General features: G+C 60.1%; 24 protein-coding genes. 10 read left to right on the forward strand and 14 right to left on the reverse strand.

Translation table 11 applies throughout. The features are described from left to right. Together JHD62_RS04400 and JHD62_RS04405 are read left to right on the forward strand one after the other, a co-directional pair. Positions 1-1,100 (forward strand): GMC oxidoreductase (locus tag JHD62_RS04400; protein WP_199101932.1); only part of this gene is annotated, 1,100 nt, incomplete at its 5' end. 289 nt (positions 1,101-1,389) lie between these two features. Further along, positions 1,390-1,665: a hypothetical protein gene (locus JHD62_RS04405; RefSeq protein ID WP_199101933.1), complete on the forward strand. Its 276-nt coding sequence runs from the start codon at positions 1,390-1,392 to the stop codon at positions 1,663-1,665. Here the strand turns inward: JHD62_RS04405 and JHD62_RS04410 are convergent, their stop codons facing one another. Further along, positions 1,666-3,621 carry a methyl-accepting chemotaxis protein gene (locus tag JHD62_RS04410; protein ID WP_199101934.1) on the reverse strand — a complete coding sequence of 652 codons (1,956 nt, stop codon included), beginning with the start codon at positions 3,619-3,621 and terminating at the stop codon, positions 1,666-1,668. A gap of 264 nt (positions 3,622-3,885) precedes the next feature. Here JHD62_RS04410 and hmpA point away from each other — a divergent pair, with 264 nt between their 5' ends. Together hmpA and JHD62_RS04420 are read left to right on the forward strand one after the other, a co-directional pair. Continuing rightward, positions 3,886-5,109, forward strand: coding sequence for an NO-inducible flavohemoprotein (gene hmpA, locus JHD62_RS04415; protein ID WP_199101935.1), 1,224 nt, complete (start codon positions 3,886-3,888; stop codon positions 5,107-5,109). Positions 5,110-5,193: 84 nt separating this feature from the next. Continuing rightward, positions 5,194-5,667, forward strand: a complete 474-nt coding sequence (locus JHD62_RS04420) for an Rrf2 family transcriptional regulator (protein WP_199101936.1) — start codon at positions 5,194-5,196, stop codon at positions 5,665-5,667. Positions 5,668-5,763: 96 nt separating this feature from the next. Here the strand turns inward: JHD62_RS04420 and hemN are convergent, their stop codons facing one another. Continuing rightward, a complete protein-coding gene (hemN, locus tag JHD62_RS04425) occupies positions 5,764-7,170 on the reverse strand; it encodes an oxygen-independent coproporphyrinogen III oxidase (protein ID WP_045846576.1) in 1,407 nt (468 codons plus the stop codon). A 112-nt stretch (positions 7,171-7,282) separates the two neighbouring features. Here hemN and fnr point away from each other — a divergent pair, with 112 nt between their 5' ends. Continuing rightward, a complete protein-coding gene (fnr, locus tag JHD62_RS04430; RefSeq protein WP_045846577.1) occupies positions 7,283-8,029 on the forward strand; it encodes a fumarate/nitrate reduction transcriptional regulator Fnr in 747 nt (248 codons plus the stop codon). A gap of 125 nt (positions 8,030-8,154) precedes the next feature. Here the strand turns inward: fnr and JHD62_RS04435 are convergent, their stop codons facing one another. The 3 genes from JHD62_RS04435 to JHD62_RS04445 are packed head-to-tail and all read right to left on the reverse strand — an operon-like array spanning position 8,155 to position 10,284. After that, positions 8,155-8,613, reverse strand: coding sequence for a flavodoxin family protein (locus tag JHD62_RS04435; RefSeq protein ID WP_199101937.1), 459 nt, complete (start codon positions 8,611-8,613; stop codon positions 8,155-8,157). Further along, positions 8,610-9,542 carry a DUF1853 family protein gene (locus JHD62_RS04440; RefSeq protein WP_199101938.1) on the reverse strand — a complete coding sequence of 311 codons (933 nt, stop codon included), beginning with the start codon at positions 9,540-9,542 and terminating at the stop codon, positions 8,610-8,612. Before JHD62_RS04440 ends, JHD62_RS04435 begins: the two co-directional genes overlap by 4 nt. Then, complete coding sequence (locus tag JHD62_RS04445) at positions 9,520-10,284, reverse strand: RNA methyltransferase (RefSeq protein ID WP_199101939.1); 765 nt, start codon at positions 10,282-10,284, stop codon at positions 9,520-9,522. The genes JHD62_RS04440 and JHD62_RS04445 overlap by 23 nt, the downstream gene beginning before the upstream one ends. A 141-nt stretch (positions 10,285-10,425) precedes the next feature. On the opposite strand from JHD62_RS04445, the gene JHD62_RS04450 reads away from it, so the two are divergent. Beyond that, the gene (locus tag JHD62_RS04450) at positions 10,426-11,217 is read left to right on the forward strand and encodes an inositol monophosphatase family protein (protein WP_199101940.1); all 792 of its coding nucleotides are present in this window, start codon (positions 10,426-10,428) and stop codon (positions 11,215-11,217) included. 68 nt (positions 11,218-11,285) lie between these two features. Here the strand turns inward: JHD62_RS04450 and JHD62_RS04455 are convergent, their stop codons facing one another. Then, a complete protein-coding gene (locus JHD62_RS04455; RefSeq protein ID WP_199101941.1) occupies positions 11,286-12,803 on the reverse strand; it encodes a DHA2 family efflux MFS transporter permease subunit in 1,518 nt (505 codons plus the stop codon). Then, positions 12,800-13,246 carry a MarR family winged helix-turn-helix transcriptional regulator gene (locus JHD62_RS04460; RefSeq protein ID WP_062789112.1) on the reverse strand — a complete coding sequence of 149 codons (447 nt, stop codon included), beginning with the start codon at positions 13,244-13,246 and terminating at the stop codon, positions 12,800-12,802. The genes JHD62_RS04455 and JHD62_RS04460 overlap by 4 nt, the downstream gene beginning before the upstream one ends. A 129-nt stretch (positions 13,247-13,375) precedes the next feature. On the opposite strand from JHD62_RS04460, the gene JHD62_RS04465 reads away from it, so the two are divergent. After that, positions 13,376-14,161, forward strand: a complete 786-nt coding sequence (locus JHD62_RS04465; RefSeq protein WP_199101942.1) for an ABC transporter substrate-binding protein — start codon at positions 13,376-13,378, stop codon at positions 14,159-14,161. On the opposite strand, the gene JHD62_RS04470 is transcribed toward JHD62_RS04465, so the two are convergent. The 5 genes from JHD62_RS04470 to JHD62_RS04490 form a co-directional block, all read right to left on the reverse strand. Further along, positions 14,158-14,454, reverse strand: a complete 297-nt coding sequence (locus tag JHD62_RS04470; RefSeq protein WP_199101943.1) for a SemiSWEET family sugar transporter — start codon at positions 14,452-14,454, stop codon at positions 14,158-14,160. The two genes, JHD62_RS04465 and JHD62_RS04470, sit on opposite strands and share 4 nt — an antisense overlap. Positions 14,455-14,460: 6 nt before the next feature. Further along, positions 14,461-15,225, reverse strand: a complete 765-nt coding sequence (gene ugpQ / locus JHD62_RS04475; protein WP_199101944.1) for a glycerophosphodiester phosphodiesterase — start codon at positions 15,223-15,225, stop codon at positions 14,461-14,463. 228 nt (positions 15,226-15,453) lie between these two features. After that, positions 15,454-16,464 (reverse strand): cytochrome d ubiquinol oxidase subunit II, encoded by a 1,011-nt coding sequence (locus tag JHD62_RS04480; RefSeq protein ID WP_199101945.1) that lies wholly within the window; start codon positions 16,462-16,464, stop codon positions 15,454-15,456. Further along, positions 16,461-17,804 carry a cytochrome ubiquinol oxidase subunit I gene (locus tag JHD62_RS04485; RefSeq protein ID WP_199101946.1) on the reverse strand — a complete coding sequence of 448 codons (1,344 nt, stop codon included), beginning with the start codon at positions 17,802-17,804 and terminating at the stop codon, positions 16,461-16,463. The genes JHD62_RS04480 and JHD62_RS04485 overlap by 4 nt, the downstream gene beginning before the upstream one ends. Before the next feature lie 5 nt (positions 17,805-17,809). After that, positions 17,810-18,376, reverse strand: a complete 567-nt coding sequence (locus JHD62_RS04490) for a GbsR/MarR family transcriptional regulator (RefSeq protein ID WP_131357866.1) — start codon at positions 18,374-18,376, stop codon at positions 17,810-17,812. Between the two features lie 264 nt (positions 18,377-18,640). Between JHD62_RS04490 and mutS the strand changes: the two genes are divergently transcribed. The 3 genes from mutS to JHD62_RS04505 all read left to right on the forward strand — a co-directional run bounded on the left by mutS (position 18,641) and on the right by JHD62_RS04505 (position 22,277). Then, on the forward strand, positions 18,641-21,190 hold the full coding sequence (gene mutS, locus JHD62_RS04495) for a DNA mismatch repair protein MutS (protein ID WP_199101947.1): 2,550 nt from the start codon (positions 18,641-18,643) through the stop codon (positions 21,188-21,190). A 68-nt stretch (positions 21,191-21,258) separates the two neighbouring features. Next, entirely contained in the window at positions 21,259-21,690 is a 432-nt protein-coding gene (locus JHD62_RS04500; RefSeq protein WP_199101948.1) for a hypothetical protein, read from the forward strand. Positions 21,691-21,920: 230 nt separating this feature from the next. Then, complete coding sequence (locus JHD62_RS04505) at positions 21,921-22,277, forward strand: hypothetical protein (protein ID WP_199101949.1); 357 nt, start codon at positions 21,921-21,923, stop codon at positions 22,275-22,277. A gap of 78 nt (positions 22,278-22,355) precedes the next feature. Here the strand turns inward: JHD62_RS04505 and aceK are convergent, their stop codons facing one another. Both aceK and JHD62_RS04515 read right to left on the reverse strand, forming a co-directional pair. Continuing rightward, positions 22,356-24,098, reverse strand: a complete 1,743-nt coding sequence (aceK, locus tag JHD62_RS04510) for a bifunctional isocitrate dehydrogenase kinase/phosphatase (protein ID WP_199101950.1) — start codon at positions 24,096-24,098, stop codon at positions 22,356-22,358. 52 nt (positions 24,099-24,150) lie between these two features. After that, positions 24,151-24,828: a pseudouridine synthase gene (locus tag JHD62_RS04515; protein WP_045846590.1), complete on the reverse strand. Its 678-nt coding sequence runs from the start codon at positions 24,826-24,828 to the stop codon at positions 24,151-24,153. Positions 24,829-25,063: the final 235 nt, after the last annotated feature.

Raw genomic sequence — 25,063 nt, forward strand, 5'->3', positions numbered from 1 at the left:
ATCTGGACCAAGCCCGCACCCGCGCCAACCTGACGGTGAAAACCCGCGCACTGGCCGACCAGATCCGCTTTGCCGGTAACCGTGCGGTGGGCGTGAGCTATCTGCAAGGCGGCAGCCTGCATCAGGCCGAAGCGCGGCGCGAAGTCATCGTCTGCAACGGCGCGATTGCCAGCCCGCAGCTGTTGCAACGCTCCGGCGTGGGCAATGCCGACCAGCTCAAGCAACATGGCATCAGCAGCGTGGTGCACCTGCCCGGCGTGGGCGAGAACCTGCAAGACCATCTGGAAATGTATCTGCAATACCACTGCACCAAGCCGGTTTCCATCTACCCGGCGCTGCAGTGGTGGAACAAGCCGCCCATCGGCGTGGAGTGGTATCTGAACGGCACCGGCCTGGGCGCCACCAATCACTTTGAAGCCGGTGGTTTCATCCGCAGCAGTACCGAATTTGCCTGGCCCAACCTGCAATACCACTTCATTCCGCTGGCCATGAATTACGACGGCAGCAATCCGGTAAAGGCGCACGGCTTCCAGTGCCATGTCGGCTCCATGCGCTCGCCCAGCACCGGCTTTGTGCGGCTGGCCAGCCGCGACCCGCGCGTCAAACCGCTGCTGCAGTTCAATTACATGGCGCATGCGGTGGACTGGCAGGAGTTCCGCGCAGGCGTGCGGCTGACACGGGAAATCATCGCCCAGCAGGCATTTGACAAATTCCGTGGCGAGGAAATCAAGCCGGGCATGAAGATTCAGAGCGATGCCGAAATCGACGCCTTCGTGCGCGAACATGCCGAAACCGCGCTGCATCCGTCCTGTACCTGCAAGATGGGCTACGACGACATGGCGGTGGTGGACAAGGACGGGCTGGTACATGGCGTGGAGGGCTTGCGCGTGGTGGATGCCTCCATCATGCCGCGCGTCACCACCGGCAACCTCAATGCGCCAGTCATCATGATGGCGGAGAAACTGGCCGATGCCATTCGCGGCCGCGCGCCGCTGCCGCGCTCACAGGCTGCTTACTTTACCGCTGGCACGCAGCCGGTACGGCTGATGGGCACGGCGGACTTTCCCTGGCCGACGACCAGCGTGCCTGCCACGCATTGATGTGGTGAAAAGCCAAGGCGGCGCTTGACTGCGCCGCCACACTTTCTACAATGCCAGACAGCGGCTGCATGGCAGCTGTTCAGGCTGCTGACAAAGTAATTTGGTACGATTTCACCGGACCCGGCAAAGCCGGGCCTTTCGATGAAGTGACTGATTCCGCAGCCTTTCCATCTATTCCCTATCCCCCCGCCCTTACCCGGCCAATTGAAGAAGGGGTGCCTCGCTTTCTTAAATGAAAGCGAGAAGGGGTTTAGCGGCTGCATTGCAGCCGTCTTCATGGAGATTGAAAATGCACACCCTGAAACCGCGTAATCCCTACGCCTGCTCGCCCTTGCTGAAAAAGGGCGGTGCCCACCGCAGCAGCCGTTCCGGCCTGCGCCAGAATGCCCGTCAGGCCATGCTGGCCGAGCTGGATGAGCTGTACTGGATCGACCCGTCCCCGGCAACCCAGGATGTCGAGTCCCGCAGCGAGGACGACACACCGGGCAGTTTTGCCTGCCACCCCACCATGACAAAGGCCGCTTCCCAGCGGCCTTTGCCTTGTTACACCCGTCTGGCTGCCTGACTACACGGTAAAGCGCGCCGCCAACGCACTTAGCTGCTCGGACAAACCCTTCAACTGTCCCACCGTTTCTGCCGTTCCCTTCATCGCCCGGCTGTTTTCTTCCGACATTTGCGCCACTTGCTCCACATTCTTCGCCAGCACCTGGCTGGTATGGCTTTGCTCGTTCAGCGCGGTCTGGATTTCCGCCACCACCTGCTGTACCTGATCAATCTGCTGCTGGATGGTGACGATGGCCGTCCCGGCGTGCTCGGCATGTTGCTGCCCTGCTTCCACGGTTTGCATGCCGGTGTGCATATTGCCTGCCGCCTGCCGCGCGGTGTTCTGGATTTGCTGCACGATGCCGCCGATTTCGGTGGTGGACTGCGCGGTACGCTCTGCCAGCTTGCGCACTTCATCGGCCACCACGGCAAAGCCGCGGCCCTGCTCTCCGGCGCGCGCCGCTTCAATCGCCGCGTTAAGTGCCAGTAAATTGGTTTGGTCGGCCACATCGCGAATCACATCCACAATGCCGACGATGGATTCGGACTGCTTGCTCAGCACCTGGATGGTGTCCGACACGGTGGAGATTTCGCGCACGATGCTGTCCATGCTGCGCCCCGCCCCCTGGATGACCGCGGCACCCGTGCCAGACTGCTCCACCGCGCTACACGATAGCTCATGCGCTTCAACCGAGCGCTCGGCACTCACCGACAGGCTGGTGCTGAGTTGCTCTACAGCCGCCGCCATGCTGGATGCCGCGGCGGATTGACGGTCGCTGCTGCTCGACACCTGGCTGGCCCCTTCGGCCACATCACGGGCAGCACCGTCCAGTTGGTGCGAGGTGTGTACCAGCTGGCTGACCGTATCGCGCAATTGATTGCGCATTTGCCGGATGGCTGCCAGCAAGCTGGACTCGTCCTGGCCATTGAGCGCAATGCTGGTATCCAGCCTGCCGGTGGCAATCTGCTCCACCACTTCCTGCACATAGAAGGGCTCGCCACCCAGCTGGGCGGTAATGGACAGATACAGGGCAATGAACAGATAGGTAGACAGCAGGAAGGCAAAGGCGGCGCAAGCCAGATAGACATCGCGCTGCCACTGGATGCGGCCGATGCGCGCCTCCAGCAGGCTGCCCAATTGCTGCAGGGTGGCCTGCTGGAGGTGCGTGGCCACATCCAGCGTGGCGGCCGGCAAGCCACTGCCTGCCACGGCCTGTCCGGCAATCGCCTTGTCCAGTGCAGCGGCATTCACGGCAGACTGCGCCGCCAGCTTCTCGTCGCTGCCGGCAAGGCTGACCTTGACCGTGGCGTTATAGGCCACCGCCTTGGCCAGGTCATGTTGCAGGTTTTGCAGGCTGTCACTGATCAGTGGTGCCAGGCCAACCGCCTGATCACGCGCGGTGCCGACCAGTGGCTGCCCCTTGGCCTGCAGCAGCAGGGCATTGGCCTGGGTGCTGCGATTCAGCCAGTTGGGCCACTGCACGGTCACGGCATCCATCAGATAAAAAGTATCGATGTCCGGGTCCAGCGTCAGGTTGGACTGATCGCTGGCCAGGCCGATCAGATCCAGCAAGCTGTCTGCCACGGCCTGGTAGTTCGCCAGCCCCGGTGTGCCTTTCAGCTTTTGCCATGCGCCGTCCAGCGCAGTCCAGCCCTTGTCCAGCCCCAGCTGGCCATTGAGCGCCTGATGCGTCTGCTGCAGCGTGCTCCATTGCGCCTCCAGCGCAGAGGACACAGCGCCCTTGTCGGCGGCGGCCCGCTGCGCCTGTTCCTGCTCCAAGGCCAGCAACAAGCTCATCGCCGGCTGCAGATACTGCACGCCGACCACTTCCTTGCTGGAGAAATCGACATTGTCCTGGTTGCTGCGATACAGACCATAGGTGAGATAAAACAGTGCGATGGCAAAAACAGCCCCTATCACCGCAAAGCGCGTGGGGTAACTCAAGCGCTGCATCCAGCGCGCGACAAGACGGAACATGGACAACTCCTCTGGAATATTGGCCTTGCCCTGTATCTTTTGTTGGGTGGGCAAGTCTTTCATTTATAGGCGTAAAATCTCGCCACACCGCATCCTGCCGTGGTTTTCAGCAAAATTATTCACCACCTCATACTGTTCAGCGCGCTGATGACAACACACCCTTAAAGATGTATTATTTTTACATTTTCAAGCAGCACAAAATCTGTCCGGCACCATGCAGTTCGCCAGAAAAGATGCATTTTTTCTACATCATAAGGAACCCTCATGTTAGACAGCGCCACCCGCCAGCAAGTCAAAGCCACTGCCCCCATCCTGAAGCAGCATGGCGTGCTGCTGACCAGCCATTTTTACCAACGCATGTTCCAGCACAACCCGGAGCTGAAAAACATCTTCAATCAGGGCCACCAGCATGCCGGCCAGCAACAGCAGGCACTGGCCATGGCCGTGGCCGCCTATGCCGAGCACATTGATGCGCCCGAAGTCTTGCTGCCGGTGCTGGAACGGGTGGCGCACAAACACGCCAGCCTGGGCATCCGTGCCGAACACTACCCGATTGTGGGCAAGCATCTGCTGGCCTCCATCCGTGAGGTGCTGGGAGAAGAAGCTGCACCGGACAGCCTGCTGGACGCCTGGGCTGCCGCCTATCAGCAACTGGCAGACCTGCTGATCCAGCTGGAAAACAGCCTGTACCAGCGTGCCGCCACCCAGCCCGGTGGCTGGAGCGGCTGGCGGCCGTTTCGCGTGGTGAAGAAGCAAGTGGAAAGTGCCGAGATCACCTCGTTTTACCTGCAAGCCGCGGACGGTGGCAGCTTGCCCGCCTTCCAGCCGGGTCAATACATTTCGGTGCAGCGTTTCATTCCGGAATGGGGCCTGAGCCAGCCGCGCCAGTACAGCCTGTCCGATGCGCCCGGCAAGGACTGGCTGCGTATTTCAGTCAAGCGGGAAGACGCGCGCGATGAGGCTCCCGCCGGCAAGGTGTCCGGCATCTTGCATGCCGAACTGGCCGAAGGGGACATCCTGCAGGTATCGCCGCCATTTGGTGATTTCGTGTTGCATCAGGAGCGGGACACGCCGGTGGTGCTGATCAGTGCCGGGGTGGGCCAGACTCCGCTGCTGTCCATGCTGCAGCACTTGCTGGCCAGTGCTCAGTCGCGCCCCATCCGCTATTTGCACGCCGCACGTCACGGGGCGGTTCACGCCATGAAGCAGGAAGTCGGCACGCTGGCGCAGCAGCATGCGCAGCTGCAACAGCGCGTGTTTTATGAAACCCCGGCCGCAAACGATACCCTTGGTGTGGACTTCCATCAGCAAGGCCGTATCGATGCCGATGCCATCCGTACCCATGCCCTGCTGCCGGATGCCGACTATTATTTGTGCGGCCCGGTAGGCTTCATCCAGCAACAGCACCGCCAGCTGCGCGAGGCCGGGGTAGAAGCTACGCGCATCCACATGGAAGTGTTTGGCTCCAATGCCATGCGCACAGACTGAAACGGCTTTGTTTGTCGCTGCGCATTGTGAGCTGCCGCGCTGCGGAGTATCCTGCGCGGCACTTTCCCAGCCCACTTTACTGCCATGCAACTGAACCGCTTTACCGACCTTGGCCTGCGCGTGCTGATGTACCTGACGCACCGCGACCGGGAGCAACCGGTCACCATCAGCGAAATTGCCGAACGATTCGAGGTGTCGCGCAATCACCTGGTGAAAGTGGTGCATTTCATGGGCGTGCAAGGCTGGCTGAACAACAGCCGTGGCAAGGGTGGCGGGCTGGCGCTGGCCCAGCCGCCCGAGCATTACCGCCTGGGCGGCATCATCCGCACGCTGGAAGGCAATGTGCCGCTGATTGACTGCGCCGAACCGCCTTGCGCGCTGCGTCAGGACTGCCAGCTCAAGGCCATGCTGGATGTGGGCATGCAGGCATTTTTCAGCACACTGGACAGTTATACGCTGCGCGACGTGATTGCCAGCCCTACCGGCGAGGCCATCATTCGTCTGCATCGCAGTCCTAAAGCACAGTCAGCCGGAAAAACCATACCGGATGTGTTGTAAAAAACCATCACTTTTTCAATGAAAAAGCCCGCTACCTGCGGGCTTTTTTTGCTGCTTTTTTAGGGGATAACCCTTTAAACAGTCTGAACAAAACCGTCAGATGGTTTTGGAATATCGCGCCTTGGTTTCCCGTTCACGCAAATGGCGGTCGAACAGCATGGCGATATTGCGGATCAGGAAACGCCCCTTGGGCTCCACCATCAGGAAGTCGCCGTCAAAGGTCAGCAGGCCCAGCTTGTGGTACTCGCGGATGGCTGGCAACTCGGCAGCGAAATACTCGGCGAAATTGATGCCGTGCACCTGCTCGATGGCTTCCACCGACAGCGAGAAGCGGCACATCAGCGCCTGGATGATGCCGCGACGCAGGATGTCGTCCTGATCCAGCACCATGCCACGCATTACCGGCAGCCGGCCTTCGTCCAGCGCGGCGTAATAGCTGTCCAGGTCTTTCTCGTTCTGGCTGTAACAGGGGCCAACCTTGCCGATGGACGACACGCCAAGGCCGATCATGTCGCAGTCGGCATGGGTGGAATAGCCCTGGAAATTGCGCTGCAGGCGCGCCTGGCGCAAGGCAATGGCCAGGTCATCTTCCGGCTTGGCAAAGTGGTCCATGCCAATGAATACATAGCCTGCATCCGCCAGGCTCTTTACCGCGTCCTGCAGGATGTCCAGCTTGGTGCTGGCTGCTGGCAGGTCCGCCTCGTTGATGCGCCGTTGCGGCATGAACACGGTGGGCAAATGGGCATAGTTGTACAGCGCCAGCCGGTCCGGGCCAATGGCAATCACCTTGTCCAGCGTGCGTTTGAGCGACTCGCGGGTTTGCAGCGGCAGGCCGTAGATCAGGTCCACACTGACCGACTTGAAGCCGGCTTCGCGCGCAGCCTCGATCACCTCCAGCGTTTCTTCCTCGCTTTGCACCCGGTTCACCGCGGCTTGCACCTGCGGGTCGAAGTCCTGAATGCCCACGCTCATGCGGTTGAAGCCCAGTCGCGCCAGGTGATGCACGGTTTCACGACCCACCTTGCGCGGGTCGATCTCGATGGAATATTCTCCCTCCGGCAAAAATTCGAAGTGGGCACGCAACATGGTCATCAGGCGGTCCAGCTGCTCGTCGGACAGAAAGGTCGGCGTACCGCCGCCAAAGTGCAGCTGGATCAGCTTTTCCCGGCAGCCAAGCGAGGCGGCAACCAGCTTGATTTCCTTTTCCAGGTAATCGAGGTAGCGGTCGGCACGGCTCTTGTCCTTGGTAATGATCTTGTTGCAGCCGCAGTAGTAACATACCGTATTACAGAACGGTATATGAACGTACAATGATATTGCGTTCTGATGCATGCCCAGGTGGCGTTGCTTCAGCCAGTGTTTATAGTCCTTCTCACCGAATGCCGGGGTAAACCGGTCGGCGGTGGGGTAAGAAGTGTATCTTGGGCCGGAACCATCAAGACGTTCGATCAATGCTCGGTCGAACTCACAGTGGGTAGGCGAAAACGGATGGGTGGTGTGCATGTCGTCGGGTATTGATAGTCAAACGTCAGGTGGACTGGTAAATTTGCGGAAAACGTGCGAATTCCGCTTTGACAAGGGTCAAGCTTCTTTACAGGGTTGTACAAAACACGCGATGTCAGACCAACACCAACACACTCTGCACGCACTGAAGGTGTCCTGCTCCAACTGCAGTCTGCGCGAACTCTGCCTGCCCATCGGGCTGAACCGCGACGAAATGACACAGCTGGATGCAGTTATCCGTCAGAGCCGCCGCCTCAAGCGCGGTGAATACCTGTTCCGCAGTGGCGAAGCCTTCAAATCGCTGTTTGCCGTGCGCACCGGTTTCTTCAAGACCAGCGTGGCAAGCCAGGACGGTCGTGAACAAGTCACCGGCTTTCTGATGTCCGGCGAACTCATGGGCCTGGATGGCATCTCGTCCAATGTGCATGGCTGCGACGCCATTGCCCTGGAAGACAGCGAAGTCTGCGAACTGCCCTTCAACCGCATGGAAAGCCTGGGGCGCGACATTCCCAGCCTGCAACACCACTTTTTCCGCCTGATGAGCCGCGAAATCGTGCGTGACCAGAACGTCATGCTGCTCCTGGGTAACATGAAGGCAGAAGAACGTCTGGCTGCCTTCCTGCTGAACCTGTCACAGCGTCTGTCCACCCGCGGCTTTGCCGCCAACGATTTCATCCTGCGCATGAGCCGCGAGGAAATCGGCAGCTTCCTCGGCCTGAAACTGGAAACCGTCAGCCGTACGCTATCCAAGTTCCAGCAACAAGGCTGGCTAAGCGTGGACCACAAGCACATCCAGCTGATCAAGGCCGATGCACTCAAGGACCTGATCTCCGGTTGTACCCACGCCAACGGCGTGTAAGCCGACAGCACGGTAACAGCCATCCGGGCGGTGGGCGCAATGCGCCTTACCGCCCTTTTTGCATCTTCCGCCCATCCGGGCAGGCACGCCATTCTCCGCAAGCACTAACTCTTCCGGTCAAGGTATTACCAGCGCCCGATCAGCATGCCGGCCACCAGTTGCTCGGCCCGTTCCGCCACTTCAGCCAGCTGCGCGGCGTCCGGCTCGCCGCGTACCACCACGGCGGGTAGCACTTCGTCCCAGCCATAGCCGGCGATGATGCGCCGCATGGCGTACACAGCCCCCATGCCATCGTTACCGGCGGACACCAGCAAGAGGCAGGCCAGCCCCTCGGTAAGGCCCTGCGCGGGGTAGAAGGTGCGGTCGAAGAAATCTTTCATCTTGCCCGCCATATAGCCAAAATTCTCCGGCGTTGCCAGCACGATGCCGTCTGTTGTCAGCAAGTCATCCAGTGTGGCCTGCTCGGCGGGCAGGCAGTTGAACTGCAGGTCATCCGCCAGTTGCGCTACGCTGGCGCGCACGGCGTCAACCAGCTGCAAGGTGCGGCCGGTCTGGCTGGCATACAACAACAGCAAGCGCTTCATGCTGCAGGACTCCCTGGCAACGTGGCCATCAATGCTTGCAGGCGTGTTGCTTCGGGCCAGCCTGGCGGCACCACGAAACCGCGCGCCACCTCCTCCCAGTAGCCATCGCCCAGCGGCAGCAGCTCTGCCACCAGTTGCGGCACCAGGGCCTGGCGCAATTCCTGCTGCAGGCTGTGCTGTTCGCGCACTTCGGCTTCGGCCACACGGGCCGGAGCCAGCCAGTTCAAGCGTGGTAACCACAACCAGCGTGATGCCGGGCTGGTACTGGGCCAGGGCTGCAATAGCGGGCTGAACCAGCCTTGCAGCTGATCCGCAGCCAGTGGCGGGGCGGGACGTGTCGGGCGGGAATAGAAAAACCAGCCGGCCAGCCGGGCCTGACTGGCGCAGGCCACAAAGCCTGGCGGCAATACGCGACGGGCCAAGGGGTGGCGGGACAACTGCAACTGCGCCTGCAATTTACCCGCCTTCAGCAGCCAGGCATCGCGCAGACTGGGGCCTACCAGGCTGTCCGGGCCGGCACCCAATTGCAGATAGAATTTGCTGGCAGTCTCCACGTGTAGTGGTTCGCCATCCAGCCGGATCAGGAAATCAAATTCGCCAATGGTGCGGCCACTGGCGTCCCGTAGCGGCAGATTGGCGGCCACCAGCTCGATATGGGGCGCAAGGTGAAACCAGAAAGCCAGCAAGCGCTCGGCATAGTGGCCCAGACGGCGACAGGGCTGCTCGGCCAGCCAGGCATAGAGCGGTGCCGGGTCTTGTTCCAGTGCGGCCAGCAAGGCCGGGCCATCCGGGCCCAGCAGGCGTTGTGGCGAAAGATTGCAGCCACTATCCCAGGGGGAAGGGGCGGTCAGCAAGAAAGCCAGATCACGCAGCGCAGGCTGCGTGTAAGGCAGATAAAAACCGCAATCAGGATTCGCCGCCGTGCTCATGGCCGTCTGCCACGCGCTGGATCTGCTTCATCAGTCCACGCAGAATGTCCACCTCGTCGCGCAGCATGCCGGACCGGTTGAACAGCGCGCGCATGCGGCGCATCAGTCGCTCGCTGTTACGGCGGCGGTAGTAGCCGATGGCGTCCATGGTCTGGTCCAGATGCTGGCAGAAGCCTTCCACCTCGCCCAGGCTGGCGGTTTCGCTTTCCGGCCGCAGGTATTCCACATCAACGCCGGTATGGCTGAACAGCTCGTAAGTCATCACCTGTACTGCCATGGCCAGGTTGAGCGAGAAGTAATCCGGGTTGCCCGGAATGGTCACCAGCCGGTTGCACTGCTCCACTTCTTCAATCGACAGGCCGAAGGTTTCATTGCCGAACACCAGCGCCACCTGTTCGCCATCGCGCGCGCGGGCCACCAGTTCCGGCGTGGTTTCGCGCGGAGTGGACAATGGCGTGGTCAGCTCGCGGCGGCGGCTGGTGAGCGCGCAGGCCACGGTGACGTCGCTGAGCGCTTCGGCAAGGCTCGCCACCACGGTGGCGCTCTCCAGCACATCCACCGCGCCGGAGGCCAGTGCATTGGCTTCATCGCTGGGAAACACTTTGGGTTCAACCAGATACAGGCGGGTCAGCCCCATGGTTTTCATCGCCCGTGCGGCCGAACCGATATTGCCCGGATGGTTGGGGCGAGCCAACACGATGCGAATGTTTTTCAGAAAATCAGGTACTTGGGGTTTATTCATCAGCAGTTTCACATTAAAATGGCGGGCATATCAAAAAGCCCGCGCGCTCGCGCCGGCTTTTTTTGTTCCTTAACCCAGATTGTTACTGACAGATGTCGAGCCATGTTGGCTGACATCTGCTATCCGTTCTAGAGGCCGTCAATGCATCCGATGCTCAATATCGCGGTTAAAGCCGCCCGCCGTGCTGGCAGTGTAATCCAGCGCGCGTCGCTTAACCTCGATACCATTCGTGTAGAGAAGAAAAAGCACAATGACTTTGTGACCGACGTGGACCGCGCTGCCGAACAGGCCATCGTGGACATGATTCTCGAGGCGTATCCCAAGCACGCCATTCTAGCAGAAGAGTCCGGCGCCAAAGGCGTGGGCTCCTCCGAATACGAGTGGATCATCGACCCCATCGACGGCACCACCAACTTCCTGCATGGCCACCAGCAATACGCCATCTCCATCGCACTGGCGCACAAGGGCCAGGTGCAGCAGGCCGTGGTGTACGACCCTAGCCGTAACGATCTGTTTACCGCCTCGCGTGGTGTTGGCGCTTTCCTCAACGACCGCCGCATCCGTGTTTCCAAGCGCTTCATGATGAATGAATGCGTAATCGCCACCGGTTTCCCGGTATCCGACCAAAGCTATATCGACCAGTACCTGGGCATGCTCAAGGATGTACTGGGCAAGACTGCCGGCGTACGTCGCGAAGGCGCAGCCTCGCTCGACCTGTGCAATGTGGCCTGTGGCCGCGTGGACGGTTTCTGGGAAATGAACCTGAAGCCGTGGGACATCGCTGCGGGTAGCCTGATCGTGCAGGAAGCCGGTGGCATCGTCACCGACCTGACCGGCGAGCAGGAATGGATGGAATCTGGCGACATCGTGGCCGCCAACCCCAAGGTGCTGGCCCAGCTGCTGGCCACCATCGCGCCGCACCTGAGCAAGTAATCGCCTGAATGCAGGCAACAAAACGGCGACCAGTTGGTCGCCGTTTTTTATTGCCCGTTCGACGGTGGCTATTCGTGCATCACCACGTCGACGGCTGGCTCACTCCCCGGCGCTGCCTTGCGCGGCCTGAGCAACAACAGCAAGGGCAGCATGGCCAGAAAGCTGTAGGTAATCAGCCAGTACACATCGACGATGGACACCATCAGCGCCTGGCGTTGCAACTCTGCCGCCAGCTGGGTAGCGGTGGTGCCATCCACCACCGTCTTGCCCATGCGCGCCAGATAATCCTGCAACCAGGGATTGTCGGCACTGAAAAAACCGCTCAAGGCATTCCAGGCCGACTGCTCGCCGCGCGAATAGGCGGTACTGACAATGGCAATCCCCACCGAAGATCCCATGGTGCGCAACAGGCTGAACAGCCCGGCCGCCTCGGCAGACAGCCGCGATGGCAGCGTTGACATGGCCATGGCCGACAGCGGTACATAAATCATTCCCAGACCAAAGCCCTGCAACAGCACCGGCCAGGCAAACCAGAATGGACTGGTATCGAGGTTGTAATGGGTACACACCCAGGTGCCACTGGCACCAATCAGCAAGCCGGTGCCAATCAGGTAACGCGAATCCACCCGGCCAATCAGCTTTCCTACAATCATCATGCTCACCAGGCTGGCAATGCCACGTGGCGCCATGATCAGGCCGGTATCCAGCGTAGGGTAGTGAAACAGACCTTCCAGCATGATGGGCTGAATCACCATCGCCCCGTACATGGACAGGCCCAGCGCGGCAATGACAATGCTGGCAGCCACGAAATTGCGGTCCTGGAACATGTGCAGGTCGAACAGGGGATGGGCGCTGCCGGACAAGCCGCGCCAGATGAAACCCACCGCGCCCAGCACCGCCAGCACGGCTGCCACCACAATGCCGGTACTGGAAAACCAGTCGTCGCCATTCCCACGGTCCAGCACGTACTGGATGCCACCGATAGCCAGTGAAATCAGCAGCAGGCCCAGCCAGTCGATGTCGCGCTCGCGCTTGGGCGTATCCGGTACCTGGCGCGCCAGCAGCAAGGACAACAGACCTACCGGCAGGTTGATGAAGAAGGTCCAGCGCCAGTCGAACATATCGGTCAGCCAGCCGCCCAGCGTGGGCCCGGCAATCGGCCCCACCATCACTCCCATGCCCCAGATGGCCATGGCCTTGCCACGCTGTTCGCGCGGGTAGTTGTCCACCATGATGGCCTGCGACAGCGGCACCAGGGCAGCGCCAAATACCCCTTGCAACAGGCGGAACACCACCAGCTGGCCCAGATTCAGCGCCACGCCACACAGCATGGAGGCCAGCACGAAGCCGCTGATGGACAGTAACAGATAGCGTCGCCGCCCCAGTTTGTCAGTCAGATAACCGGTCAGCGGCATGCAGATGGCGCTGGCCACCAGATAGCTGGTCAGCACCCAGCTGATCTGGTCTGACGTTGCCCCCAGTTCGCCCTGCATTTGTGGCAAGGCGACATTGACGATGGTGGTATCCAGCACCTGCATCACCGTAGCCGCCATCACCGCCACGGTAACCAGCACACGCTGGCTCAAGCGCCTGGCTCCTGTGCCTGTTCGGCAGCATGGCGGATTTGTGCCAGCACCTTGATACAGGTTTGCAGCTCGGCCTCATCCAGCCCGCCCAGCAGTTCGGCTTTCAGCGCATCGGCCACTTGCAGCAGCTCGCCGGAAACCTGGCTGGCCTTGGCGGTCAGCAATACCCGTTTGGCACGCCGGTCCTGTTCATCCTGCTGGCGGGTGATCCAGCCATCGGCCTGCAATACATCCAGCAGCCGCACGAGCGAGGCCGGTTCTATGCCCACCCGGGCGGCGAGTTCGTTTTGCAGCAAGGGCTCACCGGCACGCCCCAGTTTGAGCAACACCTGCCAGGTAGCCTGGGAAAAACCATAGGGACGCAGTCGCTGGTCCAGCAAGGCGCGCCACGCCTTGGGGACGGCACCCAGCAATTCGGCAAGTTCTTGATGAGACTGTGGCATGAGGCATCCTGAATTTGATTAGCTCACTAATTATATGCCTGCAAATTTTCATCACCAAGTACTTCATCACATGAACCAGAACCGTGCCTGTCATCTGCTATGCTCTTATCATTGAACAGGAGAATATCCATGCCCCAGTTGCTTACGCGCCTGTACCTTGCCGTCCTGTGCTGCCTGCCGCTGCTGGCGCTGGCCGCCGGCCCGGACTGCAAGCGCAGCTATACCCTGGCCTTGCATGAACATGGCTTGCTGTATAACGCCGGCACGCGCAGCGGGATTGATAAAGACGTGGCGGACGAGCTGATCCGCCGCAGCGGCTGCAAGGTGGAAGTCAGCCTGCTGCCGCGCTCGCGCATCTGGAAATTGCTGGAAGTGGGCAGCCTGGATTTCAGCCTGTCAGGCATCACCAATGAACAGCGCGAACGATACGCCGCATTTGCCTGGTATTTCGCCGACAAATACAGCCTGGTCGTACGCAAGGACAGCGGCGTGCAGACGCTGGCGGATTTCGCCGCCCGCAATGACATGAAGCTGGGTGGCATCCTGAGCTTCCGCTACAGCAACACCATTAATCAGCTGGTGGACAAACTGGACCAGCAAGGACGACTGATCGGCAGTTACGATTATGAAACCTTGTATCAGAACCTGCGCCAGGACCGCACCCAGGCCATCATCATCGAGCCGTTTGATTATTCCGACCTGGAAAAATACCAGGTGGCCAAGCTGGTCCGCATGGTGGAAACCAATGACCAGCCCACACCCCACGGCCTGATCATGTCGAAAAAAACCATCTCGCCAGAACAACAGGAACGCTGGCGTGAGCTGATCAACGACATGCGGCGCGATGGCACGCTGCTGAAAATATTCAGCAAGTACTTCAACCGCGAAGAAGCCCAGCAGATGACCAGCTTCTAGCCGCCCGGCCTGTCCGCTTGCGGCTGGCGGCGTGCATCAAACACCAGCTTCATCAGCAGCACCGCCATGCTCAGCAGCAAGGTCAGGCCATTGGCCAGCACCACCGGCCGCGAGTTAATCAGCAGGCCGTAACTCAGCCACAAGGCCACCCCGCTGCACATCAGCAGATACATGCCCAGCGAGATGTCACTGGCCGATTTCTTGCGCCATACCAGCCATACCTGCGGCAGAAACGATAAGGTAGTCAGGCAACCGGCCAACAGGCCCAGCCATTCCACCAGTGCGGCGTTCATCCGGCCTTACTCCGTCAGCCATTGCGCAGGCTGCAGCACATCCAGCCGGTCGGTGCAGACGCTATCCACACCCCAGGCCGTGATTTCGCGCGCCCGCGCCACATCGTTCACCGTGTAGCACAGCAACTGGTAACCGGCGGCCTTGATGGCGGCGGCCAGCTGCGGCGTCAGCGTGGCATGGTCGCAATGCAAGGCAATGCAGCCCAGCAACTGCAAGGTGGCCTGCCAATCCGCCGGAATCTCCTCCACCAGCCAGGCGCGTGGCAAATCCGGCTCGGCCAGCTGCGCGGCGCGCAGGGCGTCCACACTGAACGATGACAATAGCGGCGGTACGGCCGCACCGGCCCACAGTCGTGCAGCTTCTTGCGCCACCAGACGGCCGGTTTCATCATCGCGTCCCGGACAGGGTTTGATTTCCACATTCAGCAACATACCCTGCGCCCGACAATAGGCCGCCACATTGGCAAAGCCGGGCAGCGCCTCCCCGGCAAACTGCGCGCCTTTCCAGCCACCGGCATCCAGCTGCGAGAGCTGCGCCATGCTCAGCCCGGCGGCCAGACCGTGGCCATTCGTGGTGCGATCCACCGTATCGTCGTGCAGCAGAAAGCACACATTGTCGGCGGACAGCTTCACATCACACTCGGCGGCCCGGTAGCCATATGCTACGCCGGCACGGAAACCGGCCAGCGTGTTTTCCGGAGCCATGACGCCGCCGCCACGATGGGCGACCAGCCGGGGATAGGGCCAGGGTGAGGTGTGCTGCTGCGTCATGTGGTTCTCCATCCGGAAGGGTGCGCAGGGACAAGACAGATCATGCCTATCGTAACGCCAGGCAGGCGCTCTGCCAGTGCTGATTTGCGGCTATTTCGTCAACGGCTGCCAAAGCAGGCCGCATTGTCCATTACACCGGCAAAAGGCTGCAATTATCTGGCCTGTATGTGACCCGGACATGACAAAACCCGACCTGCATGCGACAGGCCAGGCCGGAACCATCCACAATTACTGATAACGCAAAGTGCCGGTCTTGCCCCAGAACACCCGGTAGGCAAAGGCCGTGTAGCCGATGATGCAGGGCAGTACCAGCAGCGCACCCCACAGCATGATCCACAAGGCTTCGGGGTCGCTGGCGGCCTGCCAGATATCCATGCGGCCCGGTATCACCTGCGGGAACACGCTATAAGCCAGGCCCCAGAAGGCCAGCAGCACCATGCCCACGGTGGTGGCAAACGGCAGCCAGCAATAGCTGTCGTTGCCGGCAGCCTGACGCCGGGCCAGCCGTGGCAGGGCCAGCCATTGCACCACAAACAGCGCCAGCGTCCCCAGCGGCAAGGGCAGCAGCAAGAACAGCTGCGGCAGGGCAAACCATTTGCCGGCGATGGCCGGATTGGCCAGCGGCGTCACGATGGACACCAGCAGCACAGCCAGGCCCGCGCCCGGCACACTGCGCCGCGCCCAGCCCAGCGCCTGCTTTTGCAAGGCACCTTCCGTCTTCATGATCAGCCAGCAGGCCCCCAGCAAGGCATAGGCCGCAGTCAGCCCCGCTCCCACCAGCAAGGCAAACAGCCAGGGCAATGCCCCATCGGCAAAACCGGTCAGATAGCGGCCCAGCATCACGCCTTGCGCCAGCGAGGCCAGCAAGGAACCAAAGGCAAAGATGGCATTCCACCATGGCCGGTGCGGGTCACGCGCCTTGACGCGAAAATCGAAGGCCACCCCGCGCAGGATCAGCCCCACCAGCATCAGCAGTACCGGGATGTACAAGGCACCAAACACCACACCGTGCGCCATGGGGAAGGCCACCAGCAACAGGCCCGCGCCCAGCACCAGCCAGGTTTCGTTGGCATCCCAGAACGGGCCGATGCTGGCCACCATGCGGTCCTTTCCGGCATCGTCCGCCAGTGGCAACAGCAGGCCCACGCCCAGATCAAAGCCATCCAGCACCACATACACCAGCATGGCCAGCCCCATCAGCCCGGCGAAGATCACCGGCAACCAGTACGCAGCATTCATGCTTGCACCTCCTTCAGTGCCACGGCAGCATCAGCCTGCCCTGCCGCTTTTTTGGCCAGATGAAACAGTACCGAGATGTAGGCCAGCAACAGGCCGGCATACAAGGCGAGATAAGTCAGCAGCGAACCGGCCACCATGCTGCCGGTCGCCGTCCCGGCAGCCTGTGCGGTGGTGAGTACACCCGTCACCAGCCAGGGCTGGCGGCCGATTTCCGTCACATACCAGCCAGCCAGCGTGGCCACCCAGCCGGCAAAGGTCATGCCCACCAGCAAGTACAGCAGGCGACGGTCCAGTCCGGCTGCATCCCGGCGACGCAACTGCCAGGCGGTGAGCCAGGACGCCAGCAGCATCAGCACTCCTACCCCCACCATCACGCGAAAACTCCAGAACACCTTGGCAACCGGTGGATGCTGGGCAAATTCGTTCAGACCGCGGATTTCGCCGTCAGGGTCGTGCTTGATGATCAGGCTGGCCAGCCTGGGAATGCCCAGCGCGTAGTCATTGCTTTGGGTATCGGCATTGGGCAGGGCAAACAGCAGCAAGGGCGCGCCGCGCTCGGTGTGCCATACCCCTTCGATGGCGGCCAGCTTGGCCGGCTGGTGCGCCATGGTATTCAGGCCATGCGCGTCCCCCGCCAGGATTTGCAGCGGAATCAGTAGCGCCGCCAGCCAGACACCGGTTTTCAGCGCCACGGCATTGCCCGCGCTGCGGTCGGCCTTCAGCAGGCGATACGCCGACAACCCGGCCACCAGAAAGGCCACAGTCAGCCCGGAAGCCAACAGCATATGCGTCAGCCGGTAAGGCATGGACGGATTGAAAATCACCTCCAGCCAGCTGGTGACATGCGCGCGGCCATCCTTCATCACGAAACCGGCCGGCGTTTGCATCCAGGAATTGAGCGCGATGATCCAGAACGCCGACAGGCTGTTGCCAAAGGCCACCAGCAGCGTGGCAAAGGTATGCACCCGCTCCGATACCCGGCTACGACCAAACAACATGATGCCGAGAAACCCCGCCTCCAGGAAAAACGCCGTCAGAATTTCATAAGCCAGCAAAGGCCCGGCGATATTGCCTACCGTTTGCATATAGCCCGGCCAGTTGGTGCCGAACTGAAAACTCATGGTGACGCCGCTCACCACGCCCAGGGCAAAGGACAGTGCAAAAATCTTCACCCAGAAACCGTAGGCATCCATCCACGCCTGCCGGCCGGTGCGCAGGTAACGCAGCTTGAAAAACAGCAACACCCAGGCCAGCGCAATATTGATGCTGGGAAACAGGATATGAAAGCTGATATTGGCGGCAAACTGGGCACGTGCCAGTGCCAGGGCATCCAGTTCCATGACGGCTACTCCCTATCGGTATCTCGCCCGGTCAGCTTGCTCAGCGACTGGGTGAATTGCAGTACTTTCTGCACCTGCGAGCCCAGCTTCATCAGCCGCTGCAGGGTTTCCACATCCATGTGCTGGATGTCGGAGAACCAGGTGGTAACCAGCTCGATCAACTGGTACATCTCGCTCATGCGCTGTTGTGCATGACGCTCGGCATCGCTGGCTGGTTTCTCCATCATCGCCCCGCGCAGCATGGTGAGGGTGGGTTCCACCTCGCGCTTTTTGCGCTCCTCGGCCAGCGTCTTGAAGATGGCCCAGACATCGTCCGGGGTGGAAAAGTATTCGCGCCGGTCGCCGGGGTAATGCTGCAGCTTCACCAGCCGCCACGACTCCAGTTCCTTCAGCCCCATGCTGACATTGGAACGGGAGAAACTCAGGCTTTCGGCAATTTCATCGGCATTGAGCGGCTTTTCGGAAACAAACAGCAGGGCATAGATCTGACCGACGGTGCGATTGATGCCCCAACGGCTGCCCATTTCACCGAAATGCGCCACAAAGGACTGGACAAGAGGGGTGGTATTCATGACTTCCTCAATTTTCAGGAATTTCTGAAAGTTTGATAAAGATCATACTTTCATCATTTGGTTCCGGTCAATGAACAGATTGCTTGATCAAACAGCTTGCCAATCAGCACAGGCCATGAATGCAACATGCGCTTACAGCCCGCCACAGCCGCGATGCCGGCCTGACACCCAGAGCCCGCTACGGTAGAATTCGCGTTTTGCGTCAGCGCCCCGCCTCGGTGGGGCGTTGTCATCTGCACCCGATATCAAAAGAGCACCACGCGCATGAGCACGCCCCAGCACACCCCGATGATGCAGCAGTACTTCGCCCTGAAAAGCCAGCATGCCGACAAGCTGCTGTTCTACCGCATGGGCGACTTTTACGAGCTGTTCTACGAGGATGCGGAAAAGGCGGCGCGCCTGCTGGACATCACCCTCACCACCCGCGGTGCCAGCGGCGGCAACCCGATCAAGATGGCAGGTGTGCCCTATCACGCCGCCGAAGGCTATCTGGCACGGCTGGTGAAAATGGGTGAATCGGTGGCCATTGCCGAGCAGATTGGCGACCCGGCATTGGCCAAAGGGCCGGTGGAACGCAAGGTGGTGCGCATCGTCACCCCCGGCACCCTCACCGATGCCGCGCTGCTGGACGACAAGCGCGACAACCTGGTGCTGGCGGTCAACATGATCAAGGGCACGCTGGGCCTGGCCTGGCTGTCCATGGCCAGCGGCGAATTCAGGATCATGCAAACCAGCGTGGAAGAGTTCGCCAGCGAAATGGAACGGCTGAAACCGGCAGAACTGGTACTGCCGGACGACAGCGGGCTGAATATCTTCGAACAGGTCAGCTGCCCGCGCAAAAAACTGCCGCCCTGGCAGTTTGACCACGACTCCGCCCAGCTGGCGCTCACCCGCCACTTTGGCACGCACGATCTGGCAGGCTTTGGTGCGGACACCCTGCCGGTGGCGGTAGGTGCCGCCGGCGCGCTGCTGGAGTACGTCAAATCCACCCAGAGCGTGAACCCGGCCCACATCGCCCAGCTGGCAGTGGAAGACGCGGGCGAACTGATCCGCATGGATGCTGCCACCCGGCGTAATCTGGAACTGACCGAAACCATACGCGGCGAACCCTCGCCCACCCTGGCATCCATGCTGGACACCTGCGCCACCAGCATGGGTAGCCGCCTGCTGCGCCACTGGCTGCACCACCCCATCCGCCAGCATGGCAAGCTGCAACGCAGGCTGGAATCGGTACGCGCGCTGCTGCCGGTGCATCAGGACATCCACGCCCAGCTGCGCGAAGTGGCCGACATCGAACGCATCACCGCCCGCATTGCGCTACGCAGCGCCCGCCCGCGCGACCTGGCCGCCCTGCGCGACTCGCTCAAGGCGCTTACCGGTGCCAAACAGCTGGCCGCCAGCCTGGACGCGCCGCTGCTGGGTGAACTGTCGCGCGTGCTGCCGGACGAGTCTCCGGTCGAACAACTGCTGAGCGCGGCCATCCTGCCAGAACCGGCAACTTTCCTGCGTGATGGCGGGGTGATCAATCACGGCCTGAATGCCGACCTGGACGAGCTGCGCGCCATCCAGACCGATTGCGGCGACTTCCTGCTGGCACTCGAAGCGCGCGAGAAGGAGCGCACCGGCATCACCACCCTCAAGGTGGAATTCAACCGCGTGCACGGCTTTTATATCGAAGTCTCCCGCGCCCAGGGCGACAAGGTGCCGGACGATTATCGCCGTCGCCAGACCCTGAAAAATGCCGAGCGTTACATCACGCCGGAACTGAAGGAATTCGAAGACAAGGCACTGTCGGCGCAAGACCGTTCGCTGGCCCTGGAAAAACAGTTGTACGAACAGCTGCTGGACCAGCTCGCGCCCTATATTTCCGATCTCAAGCTGATCGCCCAGGCCGTGGCCGGGCTGGACGTGCTGGCTGCCTTTGCCGAACGCGCCAGCAGCAATAATTATGTCGAGCCGGAATTCGTCAGCGAAACCCGACTGGAAATCATCGAAGGCCGTCACCCGGTAGTGGAAGCCGAGGTGGAACGCTTCATCGCCAACGACACCCGCCTGAGTGATAGCCGCAAGCTGTTGCTGATCACCGGCCCCAATATGGGCGGTAAATCCACCTATATGCGGCAGAATGCACTGATCACCCTGCTGGCCCATATTGGCAGCTTCGTACCGGCCAACCGCGCCATCATCGGCCAGATCGACCGCATCTTCACCCGTATCGGTGCCTCGGATGACCTGGCGGGCGGCCGCTCTACCTTCATGGTGGAAATGACCGAAACGGCGAATATCTTAAACAACGCCACCGCCCAGTCACTGGTGCTGATGGACGAGGTGGGCCGTGGCACTTCCACCTTCGACGGCCTGGCGCTGGCCTGGGCCATTGCCAAGGCTCTGATCGAAAAAAGCCGTGCCTACACCCTGTTTGCCACCCACTATTTCGAGCTGACCACCCTCGCCGAGCAATACCCGTCCGTGGCCAATGTTCACCTGTCTGCCGTCGAGCACAAGGACCGCATCGTGTTCATGCACCATGTGGACGAAGGCCCGGCCAGCCAGAGTTACGGCCTGGCGGTGGCCCAGTTGGCCGGGGTGCCTCCCAAGGTGATTCGCGAGGCCAGACGCTATCTGGCCGAGCTGGAAAACCAGTCTGCCGCGCGCGTTCAACCCGACCTGTTTTCCGCTCCGCCAGCCACGCCGATCGAAGTGGAAACCGCGCCGGATCCTGCACTGGAAATGCTGGAAGAAATCGATCCTGACGAGCTGACACCGCGCCAGGCACTTGAATTTCTCTATAAAGTGAAAAAAGCGCTGAAATGATTCAGCAAAATTCTTGCCGTCTTCTATGATGAAAAAATCATGACAACCAGAGAACAGGAGCATTAATCATGTCGTCGCAGAGCACTGCCAGTAATCCGGGATTGATTCGTCTGTTTGGTCACGCCGGAGAAGATGGCAGCATTTCCCTTCAAGCCATTCGCGATAGAGCCTCCAAGCAGTTGACACGTTTTGCCACGCTGGCAGAAGAAGAACTGGCTGCCCGCCAGATCAGCATGCCCCCGGCCATCAGCCTGGTCAGCTGTCCTGGTTGCAGTCTCACACTGGAAAACAATCACCCACAGGCCGACGACATCCTCACCTGGCTTGACGGCAATGCCAAAGTTTCCAGCCTGTTCAAAGAAGTGGAAGTCCTGTTTGAAATTATCCGCGCTACTGAGTACGCAGGTGAAACCTTCCCCGAATCATCCTGCTTCCATATCGGCCTGACCAGTGCGGGTCCGATTGCTTATTTTGAAGATCACGTGTGCAGTCAACAGTAATCCGCCAGGCCTTCGGCCTGACCGACAGGGAGACTCAGGTCTCCCTGTTTTGCATTTTCACCTTGGCAAATTGGCTGGAACCTACCACCGGTAAAAGTGAATTTTCCTAGGAGATCATCAGACTCCCGGGTGCTCAAGTACTTCTACCATCAAGGTACACACTTCTCGGGAGCCACCCCATGCCATTAACTGAGTCCATACGCCCAACCATCGCGCCCCTACGCCCACCCTTGGCGCCTCAAGAGCCCGGCCTGGCTGCCAATCTGTTATTGCAAGCCAAAACCCTGCTAGGCATGTTTGGCCAGCAAGCCATACAGGAAATGAAAGCCCGCAGCATTCACATCCCGCCAGCTATCTGCCTGATCTGCAACTCAGAAGGCACGCTGGAATTGCACAGCCAGCATCCGCAAGCCAGGGCGATACGCCTGTGGTTGTCCAACAGTCATGACTTGCGGCAGCAATTCCATGAAACACGTTCTTTGTTTGAATTGCTCAATGCCTGCTCGCCCTCCAAAGGCTATGTACCAGGCATGTCCTTTTGCATCGGTCTCACTTCGGCCGGCCCACTTGCCTATTTTTCGCACTAAAACAAGGCAGCCGTCGCTGTCATCACAAAAAAAGGGGAAGCCACGGCTTCCCCTTGCTGCATTAGTCTCTCCCATACCCTACGGATTGCGAAAACGCATTTCCACCGGATACGGAAAAAAGTCCTCGATCACGCCATCCTTGATGCGCTGCTGACACTGCTGCCAGAACCGTGGATCCAGCAGGTCTCGGTGATACGTGAGGAAAGTCTTGCGGATATGCGGGTCACCCAGCAAAAAGGTGGCAAATTCTTCCGGAAAAACATCATGACGGCCAACCGGGTACCACACCTCACCGGAGAGTTCCATTTCGGGGTTGGGCGCAGGCGGAATGCTGCGGAAATGGCAGTCTGTCATGTATTCGATTTCATCGTAATCATAAAAAATCACCCGACCGTAGCGGGTCACACCAAAATTCTTGAACAACATGTCGCCCGGAAAGATATTGGCCGATGCCAACTCGCGGATAGCCATGCCGTAGTCGCGAATCACCCTCTCCTTTTCCGTCTCGTCGCATTGCATCAGGTATATGTTCAACGGTTTCATGCGCCGCTCGATATACAGATGGCGGATGACAATGCTGTCGCCGCTTTCTTCTATCATTGATGCCGCCTGACTGCGCAGCTCATCCAGCAATTCTGCGGTAAAGCGGCTGCGCGGAAAGGCCACATTGGAAAACTCCAGCGTATCGGCCATGCGCCCTACCCGGTCATGCCGTTTCACCAGCCGGTATTTGCGCTTGACCGTATCGCGGTCCATTTCTTTGGGCCCGCCAAAGACATCCTTGATAAGTTTGAACACATAGGGATAGGACGGCAGGGTGAACACCAGCATCACCAGACCACGAATGCCGGGCGCAATGACAAACTGGTCATTCGAATGCTGCAGGTGCTGCACGAAATCGCGATAGAAGGTGTTCTTGCCCTGCTTTTGCAGGCCCAGCATGGTGTAAAGCTCGGCCTTGGTCTTGCTGGGCAGCATGCTGCGCAAAAACTGCACATAGGCTGATGGCACTTCCATATCCACCAGGAAATAAGCCCGGCTGAAGGAAAACAGCACACCAATGCGCCAGGGCTCCAGCAACACGGTGTCCAGATACAGCTTGCCGTTTTCATCGCGCAGTACCGGTACGGCAAACGGATAGCTCACGCCACCATTGATCACCTTGCCGAAAATATAAGCCGCCTTGTTGCGATAGAAGGCCGAGGACAATACCTGGATTTGCAGATTGGCTTCCGGGCTTGGCCATTGGCCGGAAAAATACTGCGCTATCGCGCCCAGTACGCAGGCCAGATCCCGGCTCAAGCGGGCAAAAGGCAGCGCCCAGGAAAAATCTCGCACGATCTGGCGCATCACCTGGCGCAAACCACTGGCTGCCGGATAGTAACTACGATAGCAAGGGGGATCAGACTCGATATATTCGGTGGAAATGACCGGACGGATAAAGATGAAATCGTTGTTGAAGTAATCCCGGTGCAGCATGCGGGTGAACACCGAGTTGAAAAAGGTCTCGGCCAGTTCCGGCTGCTTGTGCTGGGTCAGCAGGCCGATAAAGTACAGTTTGGCCTGCTGCCAGATTTCATCATCCAGCAAATCGGCATGAAATTCGTGATGCAGCCGGCCAACCGTTTCGTCCACCCGTTCGTCGTAAAACTGGATACGGTCGCGGATGGCCTGCTGCACGCCTTGCCAGTCCGCGCGCTCGAACAGGGATTTGGCCTGCTTGCTGCAGGCGCGGAACAAGCGGTAATGCTTGTTGAACCCGGCGACAAGCGCCTGGGCGATATCGCGGGCAACCGGGTTGTAGTACTCGGGAATATGCATGATGGGGCCTCATCGCTGTCGCGCATCCAGCCAGCCGCCCCAACGACAACAATCAGGACTTGTTTTTGCGGGCAAAACGGAAAGATGGTTGCGCTCGGGACTGACCACCCCCCGCCCCCGCCTTCCCCTGGGGCAAGGGCGTCGGCTTGCCCAGACGCTCAGCATGGGACAGTGCCGGCAAATCTTCAAGACTCACCTCGATGCTGCGCAACTCGCCCGGTTGCATGTCACCCAGCTGCCAAGGGCCGATAGCTGCGCGGACCAGTCGCAAGGTAGGCAGTCCCACCTTGGCCGTCATGCGGCGTACCTGACGGTTCTTGCCTTCGCTGATGATGATTTCCAGCCAGCAATCCGGTACGGTCTTGCGAAAACGCACCGGTGGCTTGCGCTCCCACAAGGCTGGCGGGTCGATCTGGCGCACCTGGGCCGGACGGGTAACAAAGTCGCCCAAATCCACCCCGGCGCGCAGCGCGGCCAGCTGTTCTTCGCTGGCCCTGCCTTCCACTTGCACCCAGTAGGTTTTGGGCAGTTTCCAGCGCGGGTCGCTGATGCGGTGTTGCAAGGCCCCCTCCCCGGTCAGCAACAGCAGGCCTTCGCTGTCAGTATCCAGGCGGCCGGCCGGATAGATGCCCGGTGTGGAAATATGATCCTTCAGCGTCGGATGCAATTCGTGCCGGGAAAACTGGCAAATGACGCCATAAGGTTTATTGAACAGAAAAAGCGCGGGCATTGTGGCTGGACCATGCAGAAAGTGAAGTCATGGCCCGGATGATACCAAGGACCGCAAGCGCTGGTCATGCCACCGCTCCACTACTTGCTGCGTTGCCCCAGGCAAACCACTCACTGCGACAAAGGAGGACAGCAAAAACCGGAACATGGAACTATGCTGTGGACTGCAACTCACAGCACCGGTGCGTAAAATTCACATTCGAACACGTGTTTATCCAGTCGCAAGGGCAAAGTTC

Origin of the sequence: Aquitalea sp. ASV11 (assembly GCF_016429185.1) — a bacterium.
Taxonomy (GTDB): Bacteria; Pseudomonadota; Gammaproteobacteria; order Burkholderiales; family Chromobacteriaceae; genus Aquitalea; species Aquitalea pelogenes.

What these genes read in the sequence shown, in the direction of transcription:
- JHD62_RS04405 (WP_199101933.1), top strand. Translation starts at nt 1,390, where the DNA reads ATGCACACCCTGAAACCGCGTAATCCCTACGCCTGCTCGCCCTTGCTG.
- JHD62_RS04410 (WP_199101934.1), bottom strand. Translation starts at nt 3,621, where the DNA reads ATGTTCCGTCTTGTCGCGCGCTGGATGCAGCGCTTGAGTTACCCCACG.
- hmpA (WP_199101935.1), top strand. Translation starts at nt 3,886, where the DNA reads ATGTTAGACAGCGCCACCCGCCAGCAAGTCAAAGCCACTGCCCCCATC.
- JHD62_RS04420 (WP_199101936.1), top strand. Translation starts at nt 5,194, where the DNA reads ATGCAACTGAACCGCTTTACCGACCTTGGCCTGCGCGTGCTGATGTAC.
- hemN (WP_045846576.1), bottom strand. Translation starts at nt 7,170, where the DNA reads ATGCACACCACCCATCCGTTTTCGCCTACCCACTGTGAGTTCGACCGA.
- fnr (WP_045846577.1), top strand. Translation starts at nt 7,283, where the DNA reads ATGTCAGACCAACACCAACACACTCTGCACGCACTGAAGGTGTCCTGC.
- JHD62_RS04435 (WP_199101937.1), bottom strand. Translation starts at nt 8,613, where the DNA reads ATGAAGCGCTTGCTGTTGTTGTATGCCAGCCAGACCGGCCGCACCTTG.
- JHD62_RS04440 (WP_199101938.1), bottom strand. Translation starts at nt 9,542, where the DNA reads ATGAGCACGGCGGCGAATCCTGATTGCGGTTTTTATCTGCCTTACACG.
- JHD62_RS04445 (WP_199101939.1), bottom strand. Translation starts at nt 10,284, where the DNA reads ATGAATAAACCCCAAGTACCTGATTTTCTGAAAAACATTCGCATCGTG.
- JHD62_RS04450 (WP_199101940.1), top strand. Translation starts at nt 10,426, where the DNA reads ATGCATCCGATGCTCAATATCGCGGTTAAAGCCGCCCGCCGTGCTGGC.
- JHD62_RS04460 (WP_062789112.1), bottom strand. Translation starts at nt 13,246, where the DNA reads ATGCCACAGTCTCATCAAGAACTTGCCGAATTGCTGGGTGCCGTCCCC.
- JHD62_RS04465 (WP_199101942.1), top strand. Translation starts at nt 13,376, where the DNA reads ATGCCCCAGTTGCTTACGCGCCTGTACCTTGCCGTCCTGTGCTGCCTG.
- JHD62_RS04470 (WP_199101943.1), bottom strand. Translation starts at nt 14,454, where the DNA reads ATGAACGCCGCACTGGTGGAATGGCTGGGCCTGTTGGCCGGTTGCCTG.
- ugpQ (WP_199101944.1), bottom strand. Translation starts at nt 15,225, where the DNA reads ATGACGCAGCAGCACACCTCACCCTGGCCCTATCCCCGGCTGGTCGCC.
- JHD62_RS04480 (WP_199101945.1), bottom strand. Translation starts at nt 16,464, where the DNA reads ATGAATGCTGCGTACTGGTTGCCGGTGATCTTCGCCGGGCTGATGGGG.
- JHD62_RS04485 (WP_199101946.1), bottom strand. Translation starts at nt 17,804, where the DNA reads ATGGAACTGGATGCCCTGGCACTGGCACGTGCCCAGTTTGCCGCCAAT.
- JHD62_RS04490 (WP_131357866.1), bottom strand. Translation starts at nt 18,376, where the DNA reads ATGAATACCACCCCTCTTGTCCAGTCCTTTGTGGCGCATTTCGGTGAA.
- mutS (WP_199101947.1), top strand. Translation starts at nt 18,641, where the DNA reads ATGAGCACGCCCCAGCACACCCCGATGATGCAGCAGTACTTCGCCCTG.
- JHD62_RS04500 (WP_199101948.1), top strand. Translation starts at nt 21,259, where the DNA reads ATGTCGTCGCAGAGCACTGCCAGTAATCCGGGATTGATTCGTCTGTTT.
- aceK (WP_199101950.1), bottom strand. Translation starts at nt 24,098, where the DNA reads ATGCATATTCCCGAGTACTACAACCCGGTTGCCCGCGATATCGCCCAG.
- JHD62_RS04515 (WP_045846590.1), bottom strand. Translation starts at nt 24,828, where the DNA reads ATGCCCGCGCTTTTTCTGTTCAATAAACCTTATGGCGTCATTTGCCAG.